The sequence below is a fragment of the Mesorhizobium sp. NPDC059054 genome (assembly GCF_042739215.1).
GTDB lineage: Bacteria > Pseudomonadota > Alphaproteobacteria > Rhizobiales > Rhizobiaceae > Mesorhizobium.
This window is the reverse complement of the sequence record NZ_JBHYHV010000002.1, coordinates 861,991-886,556: the sequence shown is the minus strand read 5'-3', so window position 1 is coordinate 886,556 and position 24,566 is coordinate 861,991. Positions and strand designations below refer to the sequence as shown.

Sequence of the window (24,566 nt, the reverse complement as noted above, 5' to 3'; positions counted from 1 at the left end):
CTTTTGATCTTCGGCAATCCGAAGGGTGGCACACCGCTGATGCAGGACAAGCAGATTGCCGGCATCGACCTACCGGTGAAGGCACTTGCGTGGGAAGACGAAGCCGGCAAGGTCTGGCTCTCATACAACGCAGCTAACTGGATCGCTGCCCGCCATGGGCTGGGCGACGCCAGCCTGACAGCGGTCCAGGCGATTGCCGACGGTATGGGCAAGGTCATCGGGATGGCAGCCGGGCGCGAACAGCAGGCTTCAGAGCCTCGCGCGCACTGACGATCTCCCAGCCTGGGCTGAACAAAAAAAGAGCAGACGAAGTCGAATTCGCCTGCTCTCCCCTAGCATTTGGCGGCAACGCGGCCGTTGGCACCGCGCACCGCCCCCGAGCCAAAGAACCGGGAGAACGATATTAACGGTCTGTCTCATTTTAGCGCATCTTGATCCAAGGTACATACCTCAATTGGGGGAGATGCGGGGCTTTGGGCTGGAACGGCAAGGCTTCAACAAGCGGCATGCCGCGACGATCCAGCCCGGACTTGCCACGCCGCGAAGGCCGGGAATGTTGAACGGAGTTGGCAGGAGGATCGTCTGTGGTTGCCGATTTCGGATGGCCTGTAACGCCTTGCCGTGGTTTGACTTGCCTGAGCAGACACACCCGATCAACCGAACGACCCAGTGGAGGATAAAATGAGCGCAGCAGGCAGGATCCGGTCGGGCATGGGCGGCTGGACGTTCGAGCCCTGGGACACGTCGTTCTATCCGGAGACGCTGTCGAAGGCCAAGCAGCTCAATTACGCCTCGCGGCAGGTGCCGACAATCGAGGTCAACGGCACCTATTACTCGACCTTCAAGCCGCCGACCTTTGCCAAATGGGCGAAGGATGCTCCGGACGGTTTTGTATTTTCGCTGAAGGCGATCCGCTTTGCGACCAACCGCCGGGTGCTGGGCGAAGCAGGCGAATCGGTGCAGCGCTTCCTCGACTCGGGCGTCTCGGAACTCGGCGACAAGCTGGGGCCGATTCTTTGGCAGTTCGCCCCGACCAAGCGCTTCGACGCCGACGACTTCGGCGCGTTCCTGGCACTGCTGCCCGAAAAGCAGGACGGCGTGGCGCTACGCCATGCGGTGGAGGTCCGCCACGATTCCTTCACAGTGCCCGAATTCCCCGCGCTGGCGCGCAGGCACAATGTCGCAATCGTTTATGCCGACCATGCCAAATATCCGGCGATCGCCGATGCAACCGGCGATTTCGTCTATGCGCGGCTGCAGACGGGCAGCGACGACAACCCGGATTGCTATACGCCGAAAGCGCTCGACCAATGGGCCGAACGCGCGAAGGTCTGGGCCGCCGGCAAGGAACCTGATGACCTGAAGCGCGCCGACCCCAGCACCAAGGCCGAAGTAAAGCCTAGAGACGTGTTCGTCTACTTCATCACCGAGGGCAAGGTCCGCGCGCCGTTCGGCGCGATGGCGCTGATGAAGCGCGTCGGAAATTGAAGAAAAACGAAAGCCGCCTCATTAGAGCGCCGCGCGTCCATTCGGACGCGCAAAGGACGCTCTAACTCATTTGAATTTGCGCATCGTGCTTTCCGAAAAGCGATGCCGATTTTCGGGCCGATGTGCTTGAAGCGGCTTTCATGCCTTACGATAGAAAGCTCGGTGTCAGGAGCCTCGCGCGACGCGTTCGATTTCTTCACGCACGAGGCGCTCGACCAGCGTCGGCAAATTGTTGTCTAGCCAGTCCTGAAGCATCGGGCGCAGCATCTCGGCAGCCATGTCGTCGAAGGTCTTCTTGGCTCGCCCGGCGAAAGCTTCCGACAATTCTTCGAAGGAAGCAGCAACCTGACGGCTGGTGTGTTCGGAAATCAGGGAAGGCCGCAGCGCTGCGGTTTCAACCGCCGCTGCACGCTGCACCCCGAATTCAGCCTGCTCACGGATGGCATCGACATTGCCAGATTGCGTTGCGAAAACGGTATCTTCCGGCTCCAAGGCTTCGTCGGCTCTTGTACCGGAAACAATCTCGACCTCGCGTGGCCAGGCGGCTCGAAGCTGGCCTGCAGCCTCTTCCCTGTCGGCAACCGGCTGCGGCGTGGACCGTTCGGAAGCTGTCATCGTACCGATTTCAGCCAGCGTGATCACGGACGCTGCCGGGCGAGGCTCAGGCGCTTCGGCGGCAAGCTGTGCCTGAACTTCAGCCAGGCTGACCGGCTTGTTCGGTGTTTCCGCATGCAACTCGCTGCGGAATGCATCGACTTCAGGCGCCTCGACAGCTGTGGGCTGCGTTGTCGCCGTTTCATCGTCCTGCCGCGTCTCGACCGTCTCAATCGTGCTTTTGCGGCCTGTGTCGCTGTCTTCGATGATCCTGCGGATGGAAGCCAGGATCTCTTCCATCGAGGGTTCGCGTTGCGCGCTGCTTGCTGCCGTGGCCATTGTCACATTCGCCGCCCTGGAAACCTGTTGCATTTTCGCCCGGCACCAAGGCCGGTTCGAATCATGCGTCAAGCGTAACCGACCGATTGCAATCGGAGAATCCCCAAACTGGGGACTTGGGCGGTTTCAACAGATTAGAAAATAAAACAGCCCCGCTTTGCGGGGCTGTCAAATTCAACGGATCGAGAGAGGTTAGCGACCGTCCGGCGTGCGCAGGCCGTACCACTTGTCCTTGACGGCTTTGTAGTGCTCTTCCGGATTGTACTTCGCCACCCGCAATCCAAGGCGCTCGACGGTGAGCCGGCCCATCGCTTGCAGAATGCCGTAGCTGGCAATGACGACATCGCGCTCGGAAGCGGCCAGATTGATCTGCGCGCTGAAAACCACGTTCTGCGCGTTCAGGACGTCCAGCGTGGTCTGCTGGCCGACATTGCGCTCCTCGATCACACCGTTCAGCGCCAGTTGCGCGGCCGCGATGGAAGCGCGGTTGGCGTCGACATTCTCCCGGGCAGCCTGATAGGCAGTCCACGCCGCGACCACAGCATTGCGAACCTGATCGCGCGCCACGTCGACCTCGATACGGGCCTGGCCAAGCCGCTCCTTCGACTGACGGACCTGGGCCGATGTGCGGCCACCCGAATAGATCGGCACCGAGAGCGTCGCACCGACGCTGGCGGAGGTTGACGAACCGTCCGGGCTCAGGATGCTGCCGGGCGACGCATCCCTATACTGCCTGGAAATTCCAGCATTGGCACTCAGTGTCGGCAGCAGAGCACCCTCGGCGGCCTTGACGCCAAAACCGGAGGAATCGACCAGATGCTGGTTAGCCAGGATGGCCGGATTCTCGTTGTTGGCCGCCGCGATCGCATTTTCGATGTTCGACGGCAAAAGTTTGCCCAGCGGCGACGGCGCTTTCAGCTTGCCTGGCTGATCACCGATGATCTGGCGATAGACACCCGCGCTGGCCAGCGCCTGGGCTTGCGCAGCGCTCAACTGCGCCTGCGCGGTCGAGCGCTGAGCTTCCGCCTGCGCAACGTCGGTGCGAGTGCCCTCGCCCACTTCGAAACGCGACCGCGCGGCGCGTACCTGCTCGGTCAAGGCCTTCAGGTTCTGCTCCGTCAGTCTCGCGACCTGACGGTCGTGGATGACGTTCATATAAGCCTGGGCAGCCGCGAAGAGCGTGGCATTCTGCTGATTGTTCAGCCCTTCCTGGGAAGCCCGCACCTGCGCTTCCGCTGCAGCCACATTGTTCTTGGTCTGGAAGCCGTCGAACAGGGTCTGATTGATCTGCACGCCGAAATTGCCGGTCGTCAGGCGACCGGCATTGTTTCCGCGCGTGCTCGAATAGTCGATGCTGGCCGAACCGGTGATGGTCGGGCGCCAGCCCGACTTGGCAATCGCCACGCCTTCATCGGTCACCCGCACACCGGCGCGCGTTGAATTCAGCGTCGAGTTGTTCTGATAGGCTTTGGACAGTGCGCCGAGAATAGTTTCGGCAGATGCCGCGGCGGGAGAAAGCGCGGTCACCGAAGCAAGTAGAATAGCGAGGAAACTCTTGTTCACAGAATGCACGGCAAATCCTCATTCTTCATTGGAAACCACGCAAGAACGGCTGCCGTCATTTTGGCAACCGTCATCGCGTGTTTGTGTTCCCTGCCGTTAGCCCGTCTCCCCAAATCCGAACCACCGGCAACGATCTGTTAACACAAGCCATCATGCCGCGACGCGAGCCGCAAGAGCAAATCTCTCAGAATTCGAAAACACGCACACGTTCGAATCCCGGTAGTGGCTTTATTGCCGCATTAAATGCACGCCGCCCGGTCGCGATACCAGTAGTCTTCAAAAACAGACGTGCGACACCGGCATTGCCGTGGCCTTCCACGGCGACGAGTCGGCCGCCTTCGGCGAGCTGGTCCAGAAGCGCCTGCGGCACTTCCTCGACGCTGCCGCCGACAAAAATCACATCGTACGGCCCCTTTTGAGGGGCGCCGTCGCGCAATGCGCCCTCGACAACGGTGACGTTGTCGTAGCCGAGCGACGACAGGGTCGCACGTGCGGCTTCAGCCAGGCCCGAATCGCTTTCCAGAGCAACGACGGACTTCGCCACCCGGGAAAGGATTGCTGCGGAGTAGCCGGTACCGCATCCGACATCGAGAACGGTATCGTCGGCACTGATTCCCGCGAGCTGGAACAGCTTGGCCAAGGGCGATGGCTCCATCAGGTAGCGCGCATCACCGGCAATGCCGCCGATGCGGATATCCTCATCGATGTAGGCGAGATCGCTTTGGCTGGCAGGCAGAAAAGCCTCACGCGGAACGGCAAGGAAAGCGTCGAGCAGCGAAGCGTTCGTCACATCGGTGGTACGCAGTTGGCCATCGACCATCTTCACGCGGCGTGCGGAGAAATCAGCGCTCATGTTCCAACCGTCCCGCTTCCGGCGCACGTGCCGCGCCTACAGTCATCAAGAACGCCCACCGGCATAGGACACCGGCTTGGGATTGGAGGCCTCGCCCGGAATCGAACCGGGGTGCAAGGATTTGCAGTCCTCTGCGTAACCACTCCGCCACGAGGCCTCATCGCTCCCGGCGTTCCACGGCGCTTCAATAGGTTGGGCCGTTTTGGCAGTCAAGGACACAGGCTTCATTCTGGAAACAATTCCCTAACCTATTCTGAACAGCCGCCCCAAGGCTGCCGTATCGCCTGGGACGACGGCTATGGAAAAGCACCAGACTGCGCGGATGAGGGGCACCTACGAGCGCCGACGGCGCTCCCACCACACCACGATACGGCGGCGATGGCGTCGAATCACCGCGAACTCGTAGGAAAGCACCAGGAAGCCGACCGGCAACATCCACAGGCCCAGCACCGGCAGGAACCAAAGCAGACCACCAAACAGGAACGCCACACCGATGGCGATGCGCAACGCACGCGAACGCGGCAACGCGAAGTCGCGCCCGAACGCCGAAATCTTGTGTTTTCGTTTGCGAGGCTCGCTGTCTGCGTTCATGCCTTGCACCGCTCCGCTCATCCTTGCTCCTTGCCTGGCCAGGCCTCAAACGCCCTGTTTACCGGCATCGGCGCCTGATATGATGGCATCAGGCGGCGATTGCGAGAACGCGCCACAGAAAAACCTTCGAAAAAATACGAATTCCCGCTTTGCAAAGCCGAAAAGGATCGCTATAGCCACCCCCGTTCACACGAGAGCCCTGTTCCCCGGTAGCTCAGTGGTAGAGCAACCGGCTGTTAACCGGTTGGTCGCTGGTTCGAATCCGGCCCGGGGAGCCATTTCAAAGAACACGTGGTGAAGACAGCGGCGCGACATCCCGTGGCAAACGGCAGTTTTTAGCGCCTCGTCTTGGCGATCAGCACCGTTCTCACTAACCACACGTGAAAGCGCTTTCTCCCCTTCTCGTCAGAGGAGCGCCATCCCTACCCCGCAGCCACGACATCCGCCGAAAAGCGCAGTTCGCGCATCGGACGAACCTTGCTGGTCGTTTCGGCATAGATCGGATGCGCCTTGTAGGCCGCGAGCGCGGCAGCGTCCTCGAACTCGGCATAGACGACGATGTCGATCTTGTCGCACAGCGGATCGACCTTGGAGTTGAGCGTCACCTCGAACAGGCGCGAATGCGGGATCCGCCCCAGGGCAAGCAGGCCGGTACGAACCTTTTCGACATCTTCGTCGGGCCGCACGCTGAAGAAAACGATGTGCCGGATCAATCCAGTCTCCCTGGCACCTTGCCCGCAAGGTAGGCGGGTGCTGCATTCTTTGAGATCAGCAGCTTCTGGGCCAGCGGCAGAGTGGCGTCAACCGGCAGGTTGTCGCGGCGAGCCGGTCGATCGTCTGGATCAACCGGTGATGTAGGCAATCGCGTGGCTGATGCCTTTCGTTCCCGCATCCATGTAGCGGCCCTCATTGTAGAGGCCGTCCCAGATCAGGAAGAAAGCAATCGCGGCGATGAAGATGACGAGGCGCATGAGCGTACGCTAGTCGATTTCGATTACCACAATCATAACCTGGTTCCCTCGCTTGCGATGGCTCCCAGGCGACGGCTCTTTGCCCCAATCGGGCGCCGCGCCTGCCCCTTGCCAGTCGCCGCGACACGATAGAAAATCATCAATGGATTCATCACGAAGCGACGGGCCCTGCCGGGCGCGCCGTTTTGTTGTTTTCGGGAGAGGAAATCCGCGCCGCGCAACGCACGGCGCAGCAACGGATGGGTCCAATCAGGAGCGGCAGAGGGAATTGCTTCTGAACAGGAGGGGACTTTATGAATGAAAATCACCGAACCGCGACGCCGATGACGGACGCCATCCGCCTCGATGAGCGTAACTTCACCGAAATCGTCAAGGGCCTGCCGGCCAAGGCGCGCATGGTGTTCAAGGCCGCAATGGCCATGCCGCGTGGCTCGCTCAAGGTTCGCATGCCCGACGGCCGCGCCGTGCTGGTCGAAGGCAAGGCGCCAGGCCCGAATGCCGAACTGGTGCTCAACAACTGGCGTCTGCCCAACCGCGCCTTCACCGGCGGCACGATCGGGGTCGCCGAATCCTATATGGATGGTGACTGGGAAAGCCCGGACGTGACGAGCTTCCTGGAGCTCTTCGTGGTGAATACCGAAACCGGAGAAAAGGTGGCTGGCGGTGCCAGCTGGATCGTCAACACCGTGCAGCGCGTCCGCCATTGGCTGAACGAGAACACGCACACCGGCTCGAAACGCAACATCTCAGCACATTACGACCTCGGCAACGCCTTCTACCAGAAATGGCTCGACCCGAGCATGACGTATTCATCGGCGCTTTATTCGACAGGTGCCAATGATCTCGAAAGCGCTCAGGCTGCCAAGTACCGGGAGCTCGCCAAGGATATCGGCATCGGCACGCAGGACCATGTTCTTGAAATCGGCTGCGGCTGGGGCGGTTTTGCCGAGTTCGCCGCCCGTGAAATCGGCTGCCGCGTCACGGGCCTCACCATCAGCCGCGAACAGCATGATTTCGCCAGGGCGCGCATCCAACGGGCCGGTCTCGGCGACAAGGTCGACATCAAGCTGCAGGACTATCGCGACGAAACCGGCAAATACGACCGCATCGCTTCGATCGAGATGTTCGAGGCGGTTGGCGAAAAATACTGGCCGACCTTCTTCGGCAAGGTGAAGGAGTGCCTGAAGCCAGGCGGCACTGCCGGTTTCCAGATCATCACCATCAACGAGGCCGCATACAAAACCTATCGCGTCCGGCCGGATTTCATCCAGCGCTATGTCTTCCCGGGCGGTATGCTGCCGACGCCGACGATCCTCAAATCGCTCGGCGCCGATCATGGCCTCGCCTATCTGGCTGAGCGTGTCTTTGCTCAGGACTATGCGCGCACCTTGGCGGAATGGCGCCAGCGTTTCTGGGCGTCCTGGGAGCGGATTGTCCCGCTCGGCTTCGATGACCGCTTCAAGAAACTGTGGGAATTCTACCTGCACTACTGCGAGGCGGGCTTTCGCTCTAGCTATATCGACGTGCGCCAGGTCATCTACAAGGCCTGAGTTGCCCAGCCATGGCCGCCTGCAATGGCGGCCGTGGCTTTGTTCCCGTCAGGCGATCACAACAGGATGCGGTATCTGGAGAAGCCGTTGTCACCCTCGCCTGCCGGCTCGATCTTCAGCGTCTTGACCTGGCTGATGAAATCACGGGCCTTAGCACCCGTCTCGAACACAACACTCGTCTCCGGCAACGGCACGAACGACCAATTGGCGTCGGCCGATGGGTTGATGGTGCCTTCGGCGACGATGTAGCGCACGATCACATCGCGGTTGGTATCGGGTGCCTCATAGATGATCTTGCTTTCGTTTATCTCGGGGAAATTGCCCCCGCCGCCGGCGCGATAATTGTTGGTGGCAACGACGAATTTCTGAGCCGGATCAATCGGCTTTCCATCGAACATCAAGTCCTTGATGCGGCTGGAGCCGGCATTGGAGACATTGCCTTTTGCGTCGTATTTCGGCGGCTGCGACAGGTCGATCCGATAGCTGACGCCGTCGATCACGTCGAAATTGTAGGACGGGAAATCCGTGTTGATCAGCGGCTGGTCGGTCTTGCCTGGCTCGATGTGCTTGAAGATGCCGGCCGACATCTCCAGCCACTCCTTCACCTGTGCACCGGTGATCTCCACCGCGCGCACCGTATTCGGGTAGAGATAAAGGTCGGCGACATTCTTGATGGCAATATCGCCTGCCGGCACGTCGGTATAATAGTCGGCGCCGCCACGGCCGCCGGCCTTGAAAGGGGCCGCCGCCGAAAGCAGCGGCAGGTCCTTCCACTGCGTGCTCTTGAGAATGTCTTTCAGATACCAGCTTTGCGCCTGGCTGACGATCTGCACGGAGGGATCGTCGGCGACCAGGGCGAAATACGAATAAAGCGGTGCAGACGTCTTGCCGACCGGACGGCGCACGTAAGCGAGCGTCGCCTCGTGATCAGTCTTCAGCGCGTCGACCACGCTCTTCACGTCCTCGACGGTCGCCTTGTTCTTGTTGTCGACGCGCTCGAAGATAGGCCGCGCTTCGGAAATCGACGAGACGACGCGCCATTTGGTGCCGTCGCGCTCGAGCAACAAGTCGATCAGGCCCATATGCGAGCCCCAGAAACCGGCCATCACCGCAGGCTTGCCCTGCAGCGTGCCCTTTTCGGCATCGACGCCGGCGAGTTGCTGAAAATCCTTCTTGCCGGGGAAAACCAAATGCTGGTGGCCGGTGAAGACGGCATCGATGCCCTCCACGCCCGCCAGGAAGAACGAAGCGTTCTCCATCATCTCGGCCTGCTTGATGTCGATACCGGAATGAGAAAGCGCGATGACGATATCGGCGCCCTCCTCCTTCATCTGCGGCACCCAGGCTTTGGCCGCTTCGACGATGTCGCGCGTCACCACGTTGCCGGCGAGATTCTTGGCATCCCACACCAGGATCTGCGGCGGTACGAACCCGATCACGCCGATCTTGATCGGATGTTCGGCTCCTGCCCCGTCTTTCAGCGTTTTGTCGAGGATCAGATACGGCTTGAGATAAAGCTTGTCGTCGCGCGGGTTGGCGGCCTTTTCGGTGCCTCGGATCAGGTTGGCGCAGACAAAGGGAAAATCGGCTCCTGCCAGCACCTTGTCGAGGAAGGAAAGCCCGTAGTTGAACTCATGGTTGCCCAGCGTCGAGCAGGCGTAGTTCAGCAGGTTCATGCCTTTCATGACGGGATGGACGTCACCCTCTTTCATGCCTCGCTCATAGGCGACGAAGTCGCCCATCGGACTGCCTTGCAGCAGGTCGCCATTGTCGACCAGCATCGAATTGACGGCTTCCTTGCGCACGGCGTCGATCAGCGCGGCGGTGCGCGACAGGCCGAGCGTGTCGTTCGCCTTGTCGGCGTAATAGTCATAAGGCAACAGGTTCACATGGATGTCGGTCGTCTCCATGATCCTGAGATGCGCCTGGTTGGCCGCAGCGTGTGCCGAAAAGGGGTGCAGCATGATCAGCGCTCCGGTTGCGGCTGCCCCCTGAAGCAGCGCGCGGCGGGACATCGGCAGGAGCGGTTCGGACATGATGGATGATCTCTTTGCGTTGCGTTCTGCTACCCTGTCGCCCGGCTCAAATCTTGCGCCAAAAGCGGCGCAAGTCCAGCAGGCTCCCATGACGTTCATGCTACGAAAGGCCGAGAAATACGACCTCCTCGACCCCGGTTATGTCGTGATACGACAAACTTGCGAGAACCCGCAGGCATAGGCTTGTGGTGGAACGATCGACACAGAGAGATCGGCATGAGCGACAATGACGATACGACACCGGCGCAATACGCATCGCCGCCCTGTTTCATGCACGAGCTCGACCCGGCCTTCCAGCAACCGCTTGCCGACTGGAGCGACGTGCGGCGTTGGCGCAAAGCCGAACGCGAAAGGCTGATTGCAGCGCGGCTCGCCATCTCGGCCGATACCCGCACCGAAATGGCAAAGCGCATCGCCGAAGGTCTCGATGCCGTGATCGGCAATGTTGCCGGCAAAATGGTCAGCCTTTACTGGCCGTTCCGCGGCGAACCGGACCTGCGCGGCTGGATGGAGAGCGTGAACGAACGTGGCGGCCGCACCGCGCTGCCCATCGTCGTCGAAAAAGGCCAGCCGCTGATCTTCCGCGCCTACAGGCATGGCGACAGGCTGGAACGTGGCGTCTGGAACATCCCGATCCCGGCCGAAGGCGATCCGGTTGTTCCTGATGTCGTCATCTCGCCGATCGTGGGCATCGATCCGAACAAATACCGGCTGGGCTATGGCGGCGGCTTCTTCGACCGCACGCTTGCCTCGCTGCCGCGCAAGCCGCTGGTGATCGGCATTGGCTACGACATGCAGCGCATCCCGACCATCTACCCACAGCCGCACGACATCCCAATGGATGCGGTGGTTACGGAGACTGGCGGCCCTGCGTGATCAGCCGCGCGCTGCGCTGGCCGGTCGTGTAGATCCAGAGCCAGCTCAGCGCCACCGCTATCCGGTTCCGCAGGCCGATCAGGAAGAAGATGTGGGCGAGGCCCCACAACCACCAGGCCAGCCAGCCGGTAACACTGAAGCGGCCGAAATCGATCACTGCCGCCCGCTTTCCGATCGTGGCGAGATCGCCCTGGTGCTTGTAGACGAATGGCCGTCTTGCGTTGTCGCCGGCCAGCCGCGATTTGAGCGTGACGGCGACATGGCGCCCGGCCTGCTTGGCGGCTGGAGCGATGCCGGGCACGGGACGGCCGTCTCCGCGTTTGGCCAATGCCGTGTCGCCGACGACGAAGATCTCCGGATGTCCTGGCACGGTCAGGTCGTCCTCGACGACCGCCCTGCCCGCCCTGTCGGCCTCCGCGCCCAGCCATTGCGCCGCCGGCGAAGCCGCGACGCCGGCCGCCCAGATGATGGTACGCGCTGCCAGCCGCTGGTCGCCGAAAACGACGCCCTCGGCGTCACACGCCGATACCGGGCGACCAAGCTCGACAGTCACGCCGAGCCGCTCCAGTGCGGATTTGGCATAGGCTGAGAGATCGGGCCGGAACACCGGCAGGATGCGGTCACCGGCTTCGATCAGGACAACCTTGGTATCGCGGGTATCGATGTTGCGGAATTCCCCGCGCAACGTGGCGTGGGCCAGTTCAGCGATCGTGCCGGCAAGCTCGACGCCGGTCGGACCACCGCCGATGATGACGAAGGTGAGCAAGGCCTGACGCATCGCCGCGTCGGCTTCGCGTTCGGCCCGTTCGAAGGCCAGCAGCATGCGGCGGCGAATCGTCGTCGCATCTTCCAGCGTCTTCAGCCCTGGCGCGAATTCTTCCCATTCGTCATGGCCGAAATAGGCGTGCCGTGCCCCTGTCGCCAGCACCAGCGTGTCGTAGGCAACGTCGCTGCCGTCAGCCAGCAGGACCCGCTTGGCATCCTTGTCGATCCCCTTCACCGTCGCCAGCAGCGTCGTCACCGCCTGCTCGTTGCGGACAAGATGCCGGATCGGCCAGGCGACTTCGGAGGTCGCCAATGAGGTCGTCGCGACCTGATAGAGCAGCGGCTGGAAAAGATGATGGTTGCGCTGGTCGATCAGCGTCACGCGCACCGGCGCCTTGGCTATCGCCCTGACGAATTCCAGGCCGCCGAAACCTGCGCCGACCACGACCACATGATGAGGTTCGCTGTTCATCGCAACACCCGTTGTGCATCGCAGCAAACATGCGGGCGCAAGAGCGTAATTTCAAGCGGTACTGATATTCAGACCGACTTTGCCGGCCAACGGCCGATCACGCCATTTCCGGCTTCAGCCCCATCGCCGTTCGGTCGACGATTTCGCGCAGCGCGAAGGAAGAATTGATCTTGGTCACATGAGGCATGGCCGACAGCCATTCCTTGTGAATACGTTCGTAGTCGGCCAGGTCACGCGCGGCGATACGCAGGATATAGTCGTATTCGCCCGACATCAGATGGCAGGAGAGCACGTTCGGGCAGCGCTTGATCGCCGTTTCGAAATCCGACAGCGTCTTCTCGAACTGGCCGGAGAGCGATATATGCACGATCGCCGTCATCTGGTGGCCAAGCGCAGCGTTCGACAGGCGCGCGTGATAACCGCGAATGGCGCCGGATTTCTCCAGATTGTCGAGCCTGCGCGAACAGGCCGACTGCGACAGGCCAACCCGCTCGGCGAGCGCTGCATTGGGTATGCGACCATCCTTCTGAAGCGTGTCCAGAATGGCGATATCAATCTTGTCTAAGGGCATTCTTCGCGATTCCTGCGAAAAAGTGATTATTTTACGCAACAATTATCGAATTGAGATCCTGGCGGCAAGCGCATTCGCAAACACATGCAACCCGATTGGTGGTTCACTGTTCTCCTTACAGGGAGAAGGTCCATCAGGGCCAAGAGGAGATCACTCAACATGCGTGTCGGTTGCCCCAAGGAAATCAAGAACCATGAATATCGGGTCGGCCTGACGCCGGGCTCGGTTCGTGAATATGTCGCCCACGGCCATGAAGTGCTGGTCGAGACCGGCGCCGGCGCCGGCATCGGTGCCGATGACAACGCCTATCGCGCCGCAGGTGCCGCCATCGCCAAGACGGCTGCGGACGTGTTCGCCAAATCCGACATGATCGTGAAGGTCAAGGAACCGCAGCCGAACGAATGGGTGCAACTGCGCGAAGGCCAGATCCTCTATACCTACCTCCACCTCGCTCCTGATCCGGAACAGACCAAGGGCTTGCTGGCTTCGGGCGTCACCGCCGTTGCCTACGAGACCGTGACCGACGATCGTGGCGGCCTGCCGCTGCTGGCGCCGATGTCTGAAGTCGCCGGTCGCCTGTCGATCCAGGCCGGCGCCACCTCCCTGCAGAAGGCCAATGGCGGCCGCGGCGTGTTGCTCGGCGGCGTGCCGGGCGTGCTGCCTGGCAAGGTCGCGGTCATCGGCGGTGGCGTCGTCGGCCTGCATGCGGCCAAGATGGCGGCAGGCCTCGGAGCCGATGTAACCATCCTCGACCGGTCGATCCCGCGCCTGCGCTATCTTGACGACATCTTCGGCGGCCGCGTGCATACGCGCTACTCGACCGTCGAGGCGCTGGAGGAAGAATGCTTCTCGGCCGACATCGTCGTCGGCGCCGTTCTGATCCCGGGTGCCGCGGCGCCCAAGCTGGTGACACGTGAAATGCTGTCCGGCATGAAGAAGGGCGCAGTGCTCGTCGACGTCGCCATCGACCAGGGCGGCTGCTTCGAGACCTCACATGCGACCACCCATGCCGAGCCGACCTATGTGGTCGACGACATCATCCACTATTGCGTCGCCAACATGCCTGGTGCCGTTCCGGTCACCTCCGCGCATGCGCTGAACAACGCCACCTTGCACTACGGCCTGCAACTCGCCGACAAGGGCCTGAAAGCCATCGTCGACGACCACCACCTGCGCAACGGCCTAAACGTCCACAAGGGCAGGATCACCAACAAGGCCGTTGCCGAAGCGCTCGGCTACGAGATGGTCGAGCCCAAGGCCGTCCTGGCCGCCTGACGGCCAGCGGCGAACGCCGCCCTCCTTCCAAGCCGCCGAAGCGCTTTCGTTTCGGCGGCTTTTTTTCGTGCCAAAGCAGGCTGGGGCAATCACATTCCCGTGCAAAGGTCTTCGAAGATGTTTCAAGCCTCGACAAAATCTGTCGCGGAGAGGTGACAATCCGTCGCGGCCAAGCTAAGGATGAGTCGTCTGGGGCTTCGTGAGAGGCCTCACCTGTTTGCGGGAGAGAGCAGCGAAAGCTGCCGCCGAAGGGGAAATCGCCCGAAATCTCTCAGGCAAAAGAACCGTAGACGGGAAAGACACTCTGGAAAGTCGAGGGCAACCAAAACCCTCGCGCCGAAGGTGTAAGCGCTTCCGACAGGGTTCCGGGGCGCGAGTCTCTCAGGCTTCAGACAGAGGGGCACGGAGCGGTCGCATCCAGCGGCCGATCATTGTGCTGCTCTGGAGAAGACATGACGGGCGACGCCACCAAGACCCTTCCACTCGAAGACCTGCATCAGGCCGCAGGCGCCAAATTCGGTGCCTTTGCCGGCTGGTCCATGCCGCTGACCTATCCGGCCGGCGTCATGAAGGAACACCAGCATACGCGCGAGCATGTCGGCCTGTTCGACATCTCGCATATGAAACTGTTTGCGGTGAGCGGTGCCGGCGCTGCTGCCCTGCTCAACCGTGCCTGCCCGATCGACGCCGGGACTCTCGAAGTCTCGCAGTCGAAGCTCACCTTCTTCCTGAACGACGAGGCAGGCATACTCGATGACCTGATCGTCACCCGATTGGGTGCCGACCGCTTCATGGTCGTCGCCAACGCCGGCAACGCGATCGCCGATGAGGCGCATCTCAAGGCCCTCGCCAAGGATTTCGACGCCAGGGTCGAACCGCTCGACCGTGTCTTCCTAGCCATCCAAGGCCCGGAAGCCGAGGCAGTTCTGGCAAAGGCCGGTGTCGATGGCAGTTCGCTCACCTTCATGCATGGTTTTGAGCCCAGGCCGAACTGGTTCATGAGCCGCTCGGGCTACACTGGCGAAGACGGTTTCGAGATCGGCCTGCCGGAGGCGGACGCGCGCGCACTGGTCGCTCAGTTGCTGGCCGATGAGCGCGCCATGTGGATCGGCCTTGCCGCGCGCGACAGCCTGCGGCTCGAGGCAGGCCTTTGCCTGCACGGCAACGACATCAGCCCGGATACCGATCCGGCAAGCGGCGCCCTGATGTGGGCGGTGCCGAAGGAGATCCGCTCGTCCGGAACCTTCATCGGCGCCGATGCGCTACGTGCCATCGTCGAAAAGGGTGCGGCTCGGAAGCGCGTGGGCCTGAAGCCGGAGGGTCGCCAACCGGTGCGCGGCGGTGCTGCTCTGTTCGACGCCGACGGCAATCCGGCCGGCACTGTCACCTCGGGCGGTTTCGGCCCTTCGGCCGGCCATCCGGTTGCCATGGGCTACGTTTCCACTCCGCTGGCCAAGGCCGGCACCAAGCTGTTCGCCGATGTTCGCGGAACCAGGATTCCTGTTGAAGTCAGCGCCCTTCCCTTTACGCCTCACCGTTACCGCAAAGGATGATTTGCAAAATGGCCAAGACCTATTTCACCGAAGATCACGAGTGGCTGAACGTCGACGGCAACGTCGCCACCGTCGGCATCACCGACTATGCGCAGGAACAGCTCGGCGATCTGGTGTTCGTCGACCTGCCGGAAGTCGGCCGCAAGCTCGCCAAGGGTGACACCGCTGTCGTGGTCGAGTCGGTCAAGGCGGCTTCGGACGTCTATGCGCCGCTCGATGGCGAGATCACTGAAGTGAACGGCGCGCTGTCGGGCGATCCGGCGCTGGTCAATTCCGCCGCTGCCACCGACGGCTGGCTATGGAAGATGAAGCTCGCCGATGAAGGCCAGCTCGCCGGACTTCTGGATGAAGCCGGCTACAAAGCCCATATCGGCTAGGCAGGACGTGAAACCATGACCGCTGCTCCTTATCCCTTTTCGACCCGGCATATCGGGCCGAGCTTAACCGATGCCCGCTCCATGCTGGCGACGATCGGCGTGCCGTCCGTGGAAACGCTGATCTCGCAGGCCGTGCCGAAGTCGATCCGGCTCGACCGTCCGCTCGACCTGCCGGCCGCCGCTTCCGAGGCGGAAGCCCTGGCCGAACTCGCCGAGAAGATGTCGACCAACGTCGTTTTGAAAAGCTTCGTCGGCCTCGGCTATCACGGCACGCACACGCCGCCGGTGATCCTGCGCAACCTGTTCGAGAATCCCGCCTGGTACACTGCCTATACGCCCTATCAGGCCGAGATCAGCCAGGGTCGCCTGGAGATGCTGTTCAATTTCCAGACGCTGGTCACGGAACTGACCGGCCTGCCGGTGGCATCCGCCTCGCTGCTGGACGAAGCCACCGCGCTCGCCGAAGCGGTCGGCATGGCAGTTCGCCATCACCGCGATAAGCGCACCAAGGTGGCCTTCGCAGGCAAGCTGCATCCGCAGAGCCGCGATGTCGTTGTCACCCGCGCCGAACCGCTCGGTATCGAAGTCAATGGCGAGACCATCGACGAAAACACCGCGGCCCTCGTCGTCGCCTGGCCGGACACCTACGGCGTCTATGGCGATCATTCGGCCAAGATCGCCGAGGCCAAGGCGGCCGGCGCCGTCGTCATCTTCGTTGCCGACCCGCTGGCGCTCGTCGTCAGCGACACGCCAGCCAGCCTCGGCGCCGACATTGCCGTCGGTTCCATGCAGCGCTTCGGCGTCCCGATCGGCTTCGGCGGCCCGCACGCCGCCTACTGTGCCGTCTCGGACAAGCTGACGCGCCTGATGCCCGGCCGTCTCGTCGGCCAGTCGGTCGACACCAAGGGCCGGCCCGGCTTCCGCCTTGCCCTGCAGACGCGCGAGCAGCACATCCGCCGCGACAAGGCGACCTCCAACATCTGCACCGCGCAGGCGCTGCTGGCCAACATGGCGACAGCCTATGCCATCTGGCACGGTCCGGAAGGCCTGCAGGCCATCGCCGACCACGTTCATGGCCTCACGGCACGGCTGGCCGCAGCCCTGAAGGCCAAGGGACACACCGTTCTGGGCAACGACCGCTTCGACACGGTGACCGTCGAGTTGAAGGGACAAGCCAAGGCGAAAGCCAAGGAAGCCCAGGCCGACGGACGCCTGCTGCGTATGGTGAACGACGACCTCGTCGGCATCTGCTTCGACGAGACCTCGACCGAGGCCGACCTGCAGGCGATTGCCGCGCTGTTCGGCGCTACAGTTTCCGACAAGGCCGAACGTGTCCTGCCCGGCAAGCCACGCACCATGAAGGGTTTTCTGTCGCAGCCGGTTTTCCATCAGAACCGCTCCGAGACCGACATGATGCGCTTCCTGCGCAAGCTGGCGGACAAGGATCTGGCGCTCGACCGCACCATGATCCCGCTGGGCTCCTGCACCATGAAGCTCAATGCGGCCGCCGAGATGATCCCGGTCAGTTGGCCGAGCGTGGCCAACATGCATCCCTTCGCGCCGAAGGCCCATTCGAAGGGCTACAAGGCGATGACGGACGATCTCGAGCGCTGGCTGGCGGAAATCACCGGTTTCCAGGCCGTATCGCTGCAGCCGAACGCAGGCAGCCAGGGCGAATATGCCGGGCTGCTGGCAATCCGCCGCTATCACGCTTCGCGCGGCGAATCGCACCGCAATATCTGCCTCATTCCCTCCTCCGCGCACGGCACAAATCCGGCCAGCGCGGCGATGGCGGGCATGGAAGTGGTGGTGGTGCGCTGCATGGAAAGCGGCGACATCGACATGGAGGACATGCGCGCCAAGGTGGCCGCCCATGCCGCGAACCTCGCTGCGTTGATGATCACCTACCCTTCGACGCATGGCGTGTTCGAAGAAGGCGTGAAGGAGCTTTGCCAACTCATCCACGACAATGGCGGGCAGGTCTATCTCGACGGTGCCAACCTCAATGCGCTGGTCGGTCTCGCCCGTCCGGGCGACATCGGGGGCGACGTCTGCCACATGAACCTGCACAAGACCTTCTGCATCCCACATGGCGGCGGCGGTCCCGGCGTTGGTCCTATCGGCGTCAAGTCGCACCTGGCACCGTTCCTGCCCGGCCATATCGACCTTGGCACGGACTTCCCGGTTTCGGCGGCGCCTTATGGCAGTGCGTCGATCCTGCCGATCACCTGGATGTATATCCGCATGATGGGTGCTCAAGGTCTCAAGCAGGCGACGGAGGCAGCCATCCTGTCGGCCAACTACATCGCCAGGCGGCTCGAAGGACACTATCCGGTGCTCTACAAGGGCGCCAACGGCCGTGTCGCGCATGAGTGCATCCTCGACACCCGCGTGCTGAAAGACAGCGCCGGCATCACCGTCGACGACGTCGCCAAGCGCCTCATCGACTACGGCTTCCATGCACCGACCATGTCCTGGCCGGTGGCTGGCACGCTGATGGTGGAGCCGACCGAATCCGAGCCCAAGCACGAGCTCGACCGGTTCTGCGAAGCGATGATCTCGATCGCCAACGAGGCCGGCAAGGTCGCTAAAGGCGAATGGCCGAAGGAAGACAATCCTCTGGTCAATGCGCCGCACACGGCAACCGAGACGCTCGCCGGCGACTGGGCTCATCCTTACTCGCGGATGGAAGCCGCCTACCCTGCAGCCGATCCGGATACTGCCGCCAAATACTGGCCGCCGGTATCGCGCATCGACAATGTCGCTGGTGACCGCAACCTGGTCTGCTCCTGCCCGCCGCTGTCGGAATATCTCGGCGCGGCCGAATAAGGCGACCTTTGGCAATTCCAGGAAAAGTGCGTAGCGGTTTCCGTCCGGAATTGCGTAAAAACAAAGAGCTGGAGCGTTTTCCGAAAATACGGAAACGCTCCAGCATCCAGCCTACCGAGGCCCTCGCAAGTCGTTGTGGGGTTTAGGCTCGCAAGGCCGGCCGTCGCGTCGGCTCCGTAATCCACCCATCGACCACCACCCTGTTGCGGCCCGCGCGCTTGGCCTGGTAGAGCGCGCGGTCGGCGCGGGTCAGCATCTCGCTCAGAGTAGCCTTCTGCATGGACCCGAAGGCGACGCCGGCGCTGACGGTACACTGCAATACACCGGCCTGCGTAAGGATTTCCTGTCCGGCGAAATCCGCCAGTATGCTGCGGGCGGCCGCCTCGACATAGTTCCCCTCGACACGTGCGATCACGAGCGCGAACTCTTCGCCGCCAAGGCGGAACGCGCTGTCGCCGGCACGCACATTCGCCCTGATGACATCTGCGAAGCACCTCAGCACCTCATCGCCGGCCGAATGACCATAGGCATCGTTGGTATTCTTGAAATGGTCGAGATCGAACATCACGACCGCCAGGTCCTCACCGAATGCCTTGTCGGGATAGCCATCCACCAAGGCGCGACGGTTCTGCAGGCCGGTCAGAGGGTCGGTCAGCGCCTCGCTGCGGTGCCGGGCGGCTACCCGCAGATTGTGCATGGTCATCGGCAGCGCGCCGAGCGCAGTCAAACACGCCACCGAAACGATGATGTTGACGCGCTCGGCCCAATTGTCAGGGGCCTTGCCCAGCACCCAGCTACCGTCCAACAAAAGCACAAGACCACACAGGGCGAACGAGGTGGCGCAGATTGCAAACAGCACGGTCATCAGGGTGATCAGCGCTGGAAACTCGGCACGAGTCTGCCAGAAAACCCAGCCGATCCAGAGAAGGAGCATGGTTGCAAAGGCATATTCCACCATGAACGCCACGCCATCGAGGCCGACCATCATCAGGAATGTGGTTGAGAGGATTGAAGTGGCCACGACGGCCAGCACCTTCCGCGCAATATGGATGTGGCCATAGAACTGGCCGGCCGCGACCAGGATCAGCGCGAAGCCGCTCGGCAGCAATCCGAGCAGCAGCGCCCCCACCCAGGGCTGGGGGTTGTTGGTATAGCGCCAGAAGGCAATGACGTGCGCCGCGACGACGATCAAGCCGATGGAAGCTGTGAGGAAATAGCGGCTCTGGCGCATTGCGGTCCAGATGACCAGCATCGTCACACTAAGACATGTGCCGGACAATGCCGCCGCCAGCAGCAAGGACTGATAGTCCAGCATTGTTTCGCTTCCCCGCTATCGCAACAGCGTACGCTGTACGCTATTATCGCCCATTTTGCGGCAACCTGGCTCGAACGCTCAGGAGAAAGTCGCCAGATGGTTTACGAGACGTCTCCATTCGGAGTAGGAGCACTCGCAAGCCATGAACGGAACACGAACTGCTGTGATCCGGCCCTCAAAACATGGCAGTATCACTCCCTGATTCGTTTTCAAAGCTCATGGACGAAATGGACGACCTTTTCGGCAACCCGGACAAACAGCCACAGCAACCGCCGCGCACCAGCTCACGTCCTGCCGACCCGCTCGTGCAGGCGGCCAAGCGCACTCAGAGCGCGGCCAAGGATGGCAGCGAAGGCTATAGCGCGGCCGACATCGAGGTCCTGGAGGGACTGGAACCGGTCCGGCGCAGGCCAGGCATGTATATCGGCGGCACCGATGAAAAGGCGCTGCACCACCTCTTCGCCGAAGTCATCGACAACTCGATGGACGAAGCGGTTGCCGGCCATGCCACCTTCATCGAGGTTGAGTTGGGCGCTGACGGCTACCTCACAGTCACCGACAACGGCCGCGGCATTCCGGTCGATCCGCATCCCAAGTTCAAGGACAAGTCGGCACTCGAAGTGATCATGACGACGCTGCATGCCGGCGGCAAGTTCGATTCCAAGGTCTACGAAACCTCCGGCGGCCTGCATGGCGTCGGCGTCTCGGTGGTCAATGCGCTCTCCGATGACCTTGAAGTGGAGGTCGCGCGCGGACGCAAACTCTATCGCCAGCGCTTTTCACGCGGCATCCCGCAGGGCGGGCTCGAATTCCTCGGCGACGTGCAGAACCGGCGCGGCACGCGGACCCGCTTTCATCCCGATCCCGATATTTTCGGCAAGGGCGCGCATTTCGAACCGGCCCGCATCTACCGCATGGCGCGTTCGAAGGCCTACCTGTTCGGCGGCGTCAACATCCGCTGGTTGTGCGACCCGTCTCTGATCAAGGACAAGGACCCGACGCCAGCCAAGGCAGAGTTCCACTTTCCCGGTGGCCTCGGCGACTATCTCAAAGCCTCGCTCGGCGACGAGATGCAGGTTACGCGCGAGATCTTCTCCGGCAAGAGCGAGAAGCAGGGCGGCCACGGTTCGTTGGAATGGGCCGTTACCTGGTATGGCGGTGACGGCTTCCTCAATTCCTACTGCAACACCATCCCGACCGGCGAAGGCGGCACCCATGAGATGGGCTTCCGCAACGTTCTGACCCGCGGCCTGCGCGCTTATGCCGACCTGATCGGCAACAAGCGTGCTTCCATCGTCACCTCCGAAGACGTGATGATTTCGGCCGCCGGCATGCTCTCGGTCTTCATCCGCGAGCCCGAATTCGTCGGCCAGACCAAGGACAAGCTGGCCACGGTCGAAGCCATTCGCATCGTCGAAACCGCTCTGCGGGACCCGTTCGACCATTGGCTGGCGGACAATCCGCAGGAAGCCTCGAAACTGCTCGATTGGGTGATCGCCCGGGCCGACGAGCGCGTGCGCCGGCGTCAGGAAAAGGAAGTGTCGCGCAAGAGCGCCGTGCGCAAGCTGCGCCTGCCTGGCAAGCTTGCCGACTGCACGCAGAACGCGGCAGCAGGGGCGGAACTGTTCATCGTCGAAGGCGATTCGGCCGGTGGCTCGGCCAAGCAGGCGCGCGATCGCGCCATGCAGGCCATCCTGCCGCTGCGCGGCAAGATCCTGAACGTCGCCAGCGCCGGCAACGACAAGCTCGCCGCCAACCAGCAGATTTCGGACCTCATCCAGGCACTGGGCTGCGGTACGCGTTCGAAATATCGCGATGAGGATCTGCGCTACGACCGCGTCATCATCATGACCGACGCCGATGTCGACGGCGCCCACATCGCCTCGCTGCTGATCACCTTCTTCTATCAGGAAATGCCGAATCTGATCCGCGGCGGCCACCTCTTCATGGCGGTGCCGCCGCTCTATTCGCTGCGCCAGGGTGGCAAGATCGCCTATGCTCGTGACGACGCGCACAAGGACGAATTGCTGCGTACCGAATTCACCGGCCGCGGCAAGGTCGAAATCGGACGCTTCAAAGGCCTTGGTGAGATGATGGCAAACCAGCTCAAGGAAACCACCATGGACCCGAGGAAGCGTACCTTGCTTCGGGTCGATGTACTGGACGAAGAAACCGCGACCAAAGATGCCGTCGACGCGCTGATGGGCACCAAACCCGAGGCTCGCTTCCGATTCATCCAGGAGCGCGCCGAGTTCGCGGCTACCGACGTCCTGGATATCTGAGAAGACAGTTTCGAAAACGATCGAGCCGATTTGAAAACGGCTTTTGATTTCGCTTCGGAGATGACGTGGTGAGTTGGGTGAAGCTGAAGGAATGGGTCGGCACGACATTCGCCGGCTCGCTTCAGCCAACCCGCTCCGACTGGATCTTCGCGCTGCGCACCACCTCGGCTGGGCTGATCGCGCTTCTGGTGGCCTACGCTCTCAAGCTCGAACACCCGCAATGGGCGATGATGACCGTCTTCATCGTCGCCCAGCCGGTCGCCGGCATGGTATTGGCCAAAGGCTTCTATCGACTGATCGGCACGGTTGTAGGCGCGACAGCCGCGATCGGTTTTACTTTCGCCTTCGGCGGCAACCCCTGGCTCTTCGTCACGGTTCTGTCGCTGTGGATCGGACTGTGCACGCTCGTCTCCTCGCTGCTGCGCAACCCGGAAGCCTATGGCGCCGCACTTGCCGGCTACACCGCGATGATCGTTGGCCTGCCGGCCTTCGGCCAGCCGCATTTGATCACGGATCTTGCCGTCGCCCGGTGCCTCGAAATCATCCTCGGCATCGTCTGCGCGGCGGTCACCAGCCGGTTGATCCTGCCACGGCTGGCGGGGTCTGCGATCAAGGCGCGGCTGGAACGTTGCATCCTCGACCTTGCCGCCTATACACGCGGCGCCTTCGCGGGCGCGGAACCGGCCAAACTCGATGCTCTCTACCGTAAACTGGTCGCCGACACGCAGACGCTGGGCGAAATGCGTGCCTATGCGCGGCTCGAGGCGCCAAGCGTGGCGACGCGCGCGCACCCGGTGCGGCGCACCATCGGCCATCTGCTTTCCGCCCTCTCGGCGGCACGCATGCTGCATGCCCACGCCGCCCCCCAGAATGCCGCTCTTCTGCCGGTGCGAGGCCAGTTGAAGGCGCTTGTCGCCGAACTCGTTGACGCGCCGAATTCGCTTGAAGACACAAAGCCTTGGGAGGCCAGGCTCACCGCAATTGCCAATGAGGCGCTTCATGCTCCTGATGTTACGAGTGAAGGCGAGGACCCGGTTGGAACCATAACCCGCCTCACCGTCGCCGGCGAATTCGCTCAGTCGCTGCGCGAGGTGCTGCGCGGCCTCGATGCGCTACGGCGGCCGACGAGCGAAAAGGCCATGCGACAGCGCCGGCAGCCTGCCCTGATCGTGCATCGCGATCATCATGCGGCCTGGCGCAACGCCATCCGCGCCACGGTTGCCACCATGCTTGTCGCCAGTTTCTGGCTTGCCACCCGCTGGTCGGAGGCCGCCGGCACGCTGATCCTTGTTGCCGTCGTCTCCAGCCTGTTTGCGTCCAGGCCGGATCCCGCTCAGGTCGCCTGGGGATTCTTCAAGGGCACATTGCTCGCACTGCCCGTTGCTTTTGTGATCGGCCAGCTTGCTTTGCCGGCCCTGCCCGGCTTCGCCTGGTTCGTGCTGTTTGTCGTGCCGATCCTGGTGCCCGCGGCTCTCGCCATGGCCAATCCGCGTCTCGTCGGCGTCGCCACCGCCTTCGCCATCAACTTCCTTGCCTTCCTCAATCCCCACCAGGGCATGAGTTACGATCCTGTCGCTTTCTTCGCCGGTTCGATTTCTGTTCTGGTCGGCATCCTGATCGCCATCGGCGTGTTCATGGTGGTGTTGCCGGTCGATCCGATCGCCACTGCCAGCCGCATCGCCGGCGCCATGCGCGAGGACCTGGTACGGTTATGCCTGCATGAGCGCATCCCGCGCCGTTCAGCCTTCGAAAGCCTCGCTTACGACCGCGTCAACCAGATGATGCCGCTCGTGCAGCAGGCCGGCCGCAGGAGCGAAGGCCTGTTCGACGGCAGCGTCGCCTCGGTGATGGTGGGGTTGGAACTGCTTCGCCTGCGTATCGACCAGAAGGCCGGCGGTCTGCCGTCGGCCATCACGCAAAACGTCAGTGATTTTCTGCGGCAACTGGCGCGCAATCTGCTCGTGCATGTGCCGAACGAATCCTGGACTGCCAGCATTGCCGCCATGCGTGCGGACGCGACCGCGATTGCCGCCGCCGGAACGCCGGATGCGCTACGCGTCGCGGCATCACTGCGTGTCGTAGCCGCGGCGGCGGAAGATTATCCGGATTTCTTCCGCAAGGACTAAAGCAATTCCCGGAAAAGTGTGTAACGGTTTTCCGTCTGGGATTGCGTAAAAACAAAGAGTTAGAGCGTTTCCGCGTTTCCGTGAAAGACGGAAACGCTCTAGGGTCAGGACCGATCCAGTTCTGGCGAATACGGCCTCCC

21 protein-coding genes, 2 tRNA genes and 1 riboswitch are annotated in these 24,566 nt (G+C 62.2%); of the genes, 12 read left to right on the top strand and 11 right to left on the bottom strand.

Features of this window, described 5'->3' with window-relative positions:
• Positions 1 to 3: 3 nt before the first annotated feature.
• Together ACFWXH_RS11980 and ACFWXH_RS11975 are read left to right on the top strand one after the other, a co-directional pair.
• Positions 4 to 270 carry a DUF302 domain-containing protein gene (locus tag ACFWXH_RS11980; RefSeq protein WP_379120399.1) on the top strand — a complete coding sequence of 89 codons (267 nt, stop codon included), beginning with the start codon at positions 4 to 6 and terminating at the stop codon, positions 268 to 270.
• A gap of 411 nt (positions 271 to 681) precedes the next feature.
• On the top strand, positions 682 to 1,488 hold the full coding sequence (locus ACFWXH_RS11975; RefSeq protein WP_379120397.1) for a DUF72 domain-containing protein: 807 nt from the start codon (positions 682 to 684) through the stop codon (positions 1,486 to 1,488).
• A 165-nt stretch (positions 1,489 to 1,653) separates the two neighbouring features.
• On the opposite strand, the gene ACFWXH_RS11970 is transcribed toward ACFWXH_RS11975, so the two are convergent.
• The 5 genes from ACFWXH_RS11970 to ACFWXH_RS11950 form a co-directional block, all read right to left on the bottom strand.
• Positions 1,654 to 2,421 (bottom strand): PopZ family protein, encoded by a 768-nt coding sequence (locus ACFWXH_RS11970; RefSeq protein ID WP_379120395.1) that lies wholly within the window; start codon positions 2,419 to 2,421, stop codon positions 1,654 to 1,656.
• 192 nt (positions 2,422 to 2,613) lie between these two features.
• The gene (locus tag ACFWXH_RS11965; RefSeq protein ID WP_379120393.1) at positions 2,614 to 3,993 is read right to left on the bottom strand and encodes a TolC family outer membrane protein; all 1,380 of its coding nucleotides are present in this window, start codon (positions 3,991 to 3,993) and stop codon (positions 2,614 to 2,616) included.
• A 175-nt stretch (positions 3,994 to 4,168) separates the two neighbouring features.
• Positions 4,169 to 4,837, bottom strand: coding sequence for a protein-L-isoaspartate O-methyltransferase (locus ACFWXH_RS11960; protein WP_379120391.1), 669 nt, complete (start codon positions 4,835 to 4,837; stop codon positions 4,169 to 4,171).
• Between the two features lie 83 nt (positions 4,838 to 4,920).
• Positions 4,921 to 4,994: transfer RNA gene (locus ACFWXH_RS11955), tRNA-Cys, on the bottom strand.
• Between the two features lie 176 nt (positions 4,995 to 5,170).
• Entirely contained in the window at positions 5,171 to 5,428 is a 258-nt protein-coding gene (locus ACFWXH_RS11950; protein WP_054311237.1) for a hypothetical protein, read from the bottom strand.
• Between the two features lie 203 nt (positions 5,429 to 5,631).
• Here ACFWXH_RS11950 and ACFWXH_RS11945 point away from each other — a divergent pair.
• A tRNA-Asn gene (locus tag ACFWXH_RS11945) sits at positions 5,632 to 5,706 on the top strand.
• Between the two features lie 144 nt (positions 5,707 to 5,850).
• Here ACFWXH_RS11945 and ACFWXH_RS11940 read toward each other — a convergent pair.
• Together ACFWXH_RS11940 and ACFWXH_RS11935 are read right to left on the bottom strand one after the other, a co-directional pair.
• Complete coding sequence (locus ACFWXH_RS11940; protein WP_379120389.1) at positions 5,851 to 6,141, bottom strand: Dabb family protein; 291 nt, start codon at positions 6,139 to 6,141, stop codon at positions 5,851 to 5,853.
• A gap of 129 nt (positions 6,142 to 6,270) precedes the next feature.
• Positions 6,271 to 6,399 (bottom strand): hypothetical protein, encoded by a 129-nt coding sequence (locus tag ACFWXH_RS11935; protein ID WP_280138630.1) that lies wholly within the window; start codon positions 6,397 to 6,399, stop codon positions 6,271 to 6,273.
• A gap of 293 nt (positions 6,400 to 6,692) precedes the next feature.
• Here ACFWXH_RS11935 and ACFWXH_RS11930 point away from each other — a divergent pair, with 293 nt between their 5' ends.
• Positions 6,693 to 7,949: a class I SAM-dependent methyltransferase gene (locus tag ACFWXH_RS11930; RefSeq protein ID WP_379120386.1), complete on the top strand. Its 1,257-nt coding sequence runs from the start codon at positions 6,693 to 6,695 to the stop codon at positions 7,947 to 7,949.
• A gap of 56 nt (positions 7,950 to 8,005) precedes the next feature.
• Here ACFWXH_RS11930 and ACFWXH_RS11925 read toward each other — a convergent pair whose 3' ends face one another.
• Entirely contained in the window at positions 8,006 to 9,985 is a 1,980-nt protein-coding gene (locus ACFWXH_RS11925) for a bifunctional 2',3'-cyclic-nucleotide 2'-phosphodiesterase/3'-nucleotidase (RefSeq protein WP_379120383.1), read from the bottom strand.
• On the opposite strand from ACFWXH_RS11925, the gene ACFWXH_RS11920 reads away from it, so the two are divergent.
• Positions 9,984 to 10,166 carry a hypothetical protein gene (locus tag ACFWXH_RS11920; RefSeq protein WP_379120381.1) on the top strand — a complete coding sequence of 61 codons (183 nt, stop codon included), beginning with the start codon at positions 9,984 to 9,986 and terminating at the stop codon, positions 10,164 to 10,166. The two genes, ACFWXH_RS11925 and ACFWXH_RS11920, sit on opposite strands and share 2 nt — an antisense overlap.
• 35 nt (positions 10,167 to 10,201) lie before the next feature.
• The gene (locus ACFWXH_RS11915) at positions 10,202 to 10,861 is read left to right on the top strand and encodes a 5-formyltetrahydrofolate cyclo-ligase (protein ID WP_379120379.1); all 660 of its coding nucleotides are present in this window, start codon (positions 10,202 to 10,204) and stop codon (positions 10,859 to 10,861) included.
• Here the strand turns inward: ACFWXH_RS11915 and ACFWXH_RS11910 are convergent.
• Together ACFWXH_RS11910 and ACFWXH_RS11905 are read right to left on the bottom strand one after the other, a co-directional pair.
• The gene (locus ACFWXH_RS11910) at positions 10,836 to 12,098 is read right to left on the bottom strand and encodes an NAD(P)/FAD-dependent oxidoreductase (protein WP_379120377.1); all 1,263 of its coding nucleotides are present in this window, start codon (positions 12,096 to 12,098) and stop codon (positions 10,836 to 10,838) included. The two genes, ACFWXH_RS11915 and ACFWXH_RS11910, sit on opposite strands and share 26 nt — an antisense overlap.
• Before the next feature lie 97 nt (positions 12,099 to 12,195).
• Positions 12,196 to 12,669, bottom strand: a complete 474-nt coding sequence (locus tag ACFWXH_RS11905; RefSeq protein ID WP_024924815.1) for an Lrp/AsnC family transcriptional regulator — start codon at positions 12,667 to 12,669, stop codon at positions 12,196 to 12,198.
• Between the two features lie 159 nt (positions 12,670 to 12,828).
• Here ACFWXH_RS11905 and ald point away from each other — a divergent pair, with 159 nt between their 5' ends.
• From ald to gcvP, 4 genes are all read left to right on the top strand, one after another.
• Positions 12,829 to 13,944 carry an alanine dehydrogenase gene (gene ald / locus ACFWXH_RS11900; protein WP_054311121.1) on the top strand — a complete coding sequence of 372 codons (1,116 nt, stop codon included), beginning with the start codon at positions 12,829 to 12,831 and terminating at the stop codon, positions 13,942 to 13,944.
• 210 nt (positions 13,945 to 14,154) lie between these two features.
• Positions 14,155 to 14,241, top strand: a riboswitch (glycine riboswitch).
• A 155-nt stretch (positions 14,242 to 14,396) separates the two neighbouring features.
• Positions 14,397 to 15,497: a glycine cleavage system aminomethyltransferase GcvT gene (gene gcvT / locus ACFWXH_RS11895; RefSeq protein WP_379120374.1), complete on the top strand. Its 1,101-nt coding sequence runs from the start codon at positions 14,397 to 14,399 to the stop codon at positions 15,495 to 15,497.
• 8 nt (positions 15,498 to 15,505) lie between these two features.
• Entirely contained in the window at positions 15,506 to 15,874 is a 369-nt protein-coding gene (gene gcvH, locus ACFWXH_RS11890; RefSeq protein ID WP_379120371.1) for a glycine cleavage system protein GcvH, read from the top strand.
• Between the two features lie 15 nt (positions 15,875 to 15,889).
• Entirely contained in the window at positions 15,890 to 18,703 is a 2,814-nt protein-coding gene (gcvP, locus tag ACFWXH_RS11885) for an aminomethyl-transferring glycine dehydrogenase (protein WP_379120369.1), read from the top strand.
• A 142-nt stretch (positions 18,704 to 18,845) separates the two neighbouring features.
• Here gcvP and ACFWXH_RS11880 read toward each other — a convergent pair whose 3' ends face one another.
• Positions 18,846 to 20,018 (bottom strand): diguanylate cyclase, encoded by a 1,173-nt coding sequence (locus ACFWXH_RS11880; RefSeq protein WP_379120366.1) that lies wholly within the window; start codon positions 20,016 to 20,018, stop codon positions 18,846 to 18,848.
• A 218-nt stretch (positions 20,019 to 20,236) separates the two neighbouring features.
• Here ACFWXH_RS11880 and parE point away from each other — a divergent pair, with 218 nt between their 5' ends.
• Both parE and ACFWXH_RS11870 read left to right on the top strand, forming a co-directional pair.
• The gene (gene parE / locus ACFWXH_RS11875) at positions 20,237 to 22,300 is read left to right on the top strand and encodes a DNA topoisomerase IV subunit B (protein WP_054311126.1); all 2,064 of its coding nucleotides are present in this window, start codon (positions 20,237 to 20,239) and stop codon (positions 22,298 to 22,300) included.
• Positions 22,301 to 22,368: 68 nt separating this feature from the next.
• Positions 22,369 to 24,426, top strand: coding sequence for an FUSC family protein (locus tag ACFWXH_RS11870; protein ID WP_379120363.1), 2,058 nt, complete (start codon positions 22,369 to 22,371; stop codon positions 24,424 to 24,426).
• Positions 24,427 to 24,566 lie beyond the last annotated feature (140 nt).

What these genes read in the sequence shown, in the direction of transcription:
- ACFWXH_RS11975 (WP_379120397.1), top strand. Translation starts at nt 682, where the DNA reads ATGAGCGCAGCAGGCAGGATCCGGTCGGGCATGGGCGGCTGGACGTTC.
- ACFWXH_RS11970 (WP_379120395.1), bottom strand. Translation starts at nt 2,421, where the DNA reads ATGGCCACGGCAGCAAGCAGCGCGCAACGCGAACCCTCGATGGAAGAG.
- ACFWXH_RS11960 (WP_379120391.1), bottom strand. Translation starts at nt 4,837, where the DNA reads ATGAGCGCTGATTTCTCCGCACGCCGCGTGAAGATGGTCGATGGCCAA.
- ACFWXH_RS11950 (WP_054311237.1), bottom strand. Translation starts at nt 5,428, where the DNA reads ATGAACGCAGACAGCGAGCCTCGCAAACGAAAACACAAGATTTCGGCG.
- ACFWXH_RS11935 (WP_280138630.1), bottom strand. Translation starts at nt 6,399, where the DNA reads ATGCGCCTCGTCATCTTCATCGCCGCGATTGCTTTCTTCCTGATCTGG.
- ACFWXH_RS11930 (WP_379120386.1), top strand. Translation starts at nt 6,693, where the DNA reads ATGAATGAAAATCACCGAACCGCGACGCCGATGACGGACGCCATCCGC.
- ACFWXH_RS11920 (WP_379120381.1), top strand. Translation starts at nt 9,984, where the DNA reads ATGATGGATGATCTCTTTGCGTTGCGTTCTGCTACCCTGTCGCCCGGC.
- ACFWXH_RS11925 (WP_379120383.1), bottom strand. Translation starts at nt 9,985, where the DNA reads ATGTCCGAACCGCTCCTGCCGATGTCCCGCCGCGCGCTGCTTCAGGGG.
- ACFWXH_RS11915 (WP_379120379.1), top strand. Translation starts at nt 10,202, where the DNA reads ATGAGCGACAATGACGATACGACACCGGCGCAATACGCATCGCCGCCC.
- ACFWXH_RS11910 (WP_379120377.1), bottom strand. Translation starts at nt 12,098, where the DNA reads ATGAACAGCGAACCTCATCATGTGGTCGTGGTCGGCGCAGGTTTCGGC.
- ACFWXH_RS11905 (WP_024924815.1), bottom strand. Translation starts at nt 12,669, where the DNA reads ATGCCCTTAGACAAGATTGATATCGCCATTCTGGACACGCTTCAGAAG.
- ald (WP_054311121.1), top strand. Translation starts at nt 12,829, where the DNA reads ATGCGTGTCGGTTGCCCCAAGGAAATCAAGAACCATGAATATCGGGTC.
- gcvT (WP_379120374.1), top strand. Translation starts at nt 14,397, where the DNA reads ATGACGGGCGACGCCACCAAGACCCTTCCACTCGAAGACCTGCATCAG.
- gcvH (WP_379120371.1), top strand. Translation starts at nt 15,506, where the DNA reads ATGGCCAAGACCTATTTCACCGAAGATCACGAGTGGCTGAACGTCGAC.
- gcvP (WP_379120369.1), top strand. Translation starts at nt 15,890, where the DNA reads ATGACCGCTGCTCCTTATCCCTTTTCGACCCGGCATATCGGGCCGAGC.
- ACFWXH_RS11880 (WP_379120366.1), bottom strand. Translation starts at nt 20,018, where the DNA reads ATGCTGGACTATCAGTCCTTGCTGCTGGCGGCGGCATTGTCCGGCACA.
- parE (WP_054311126.1), top strand. Translation starts at nt 20,237, where the DNA reads ATGGACGAAATGGACGACCTTTTCGGCAACCCGGACAAACAGCCACAG.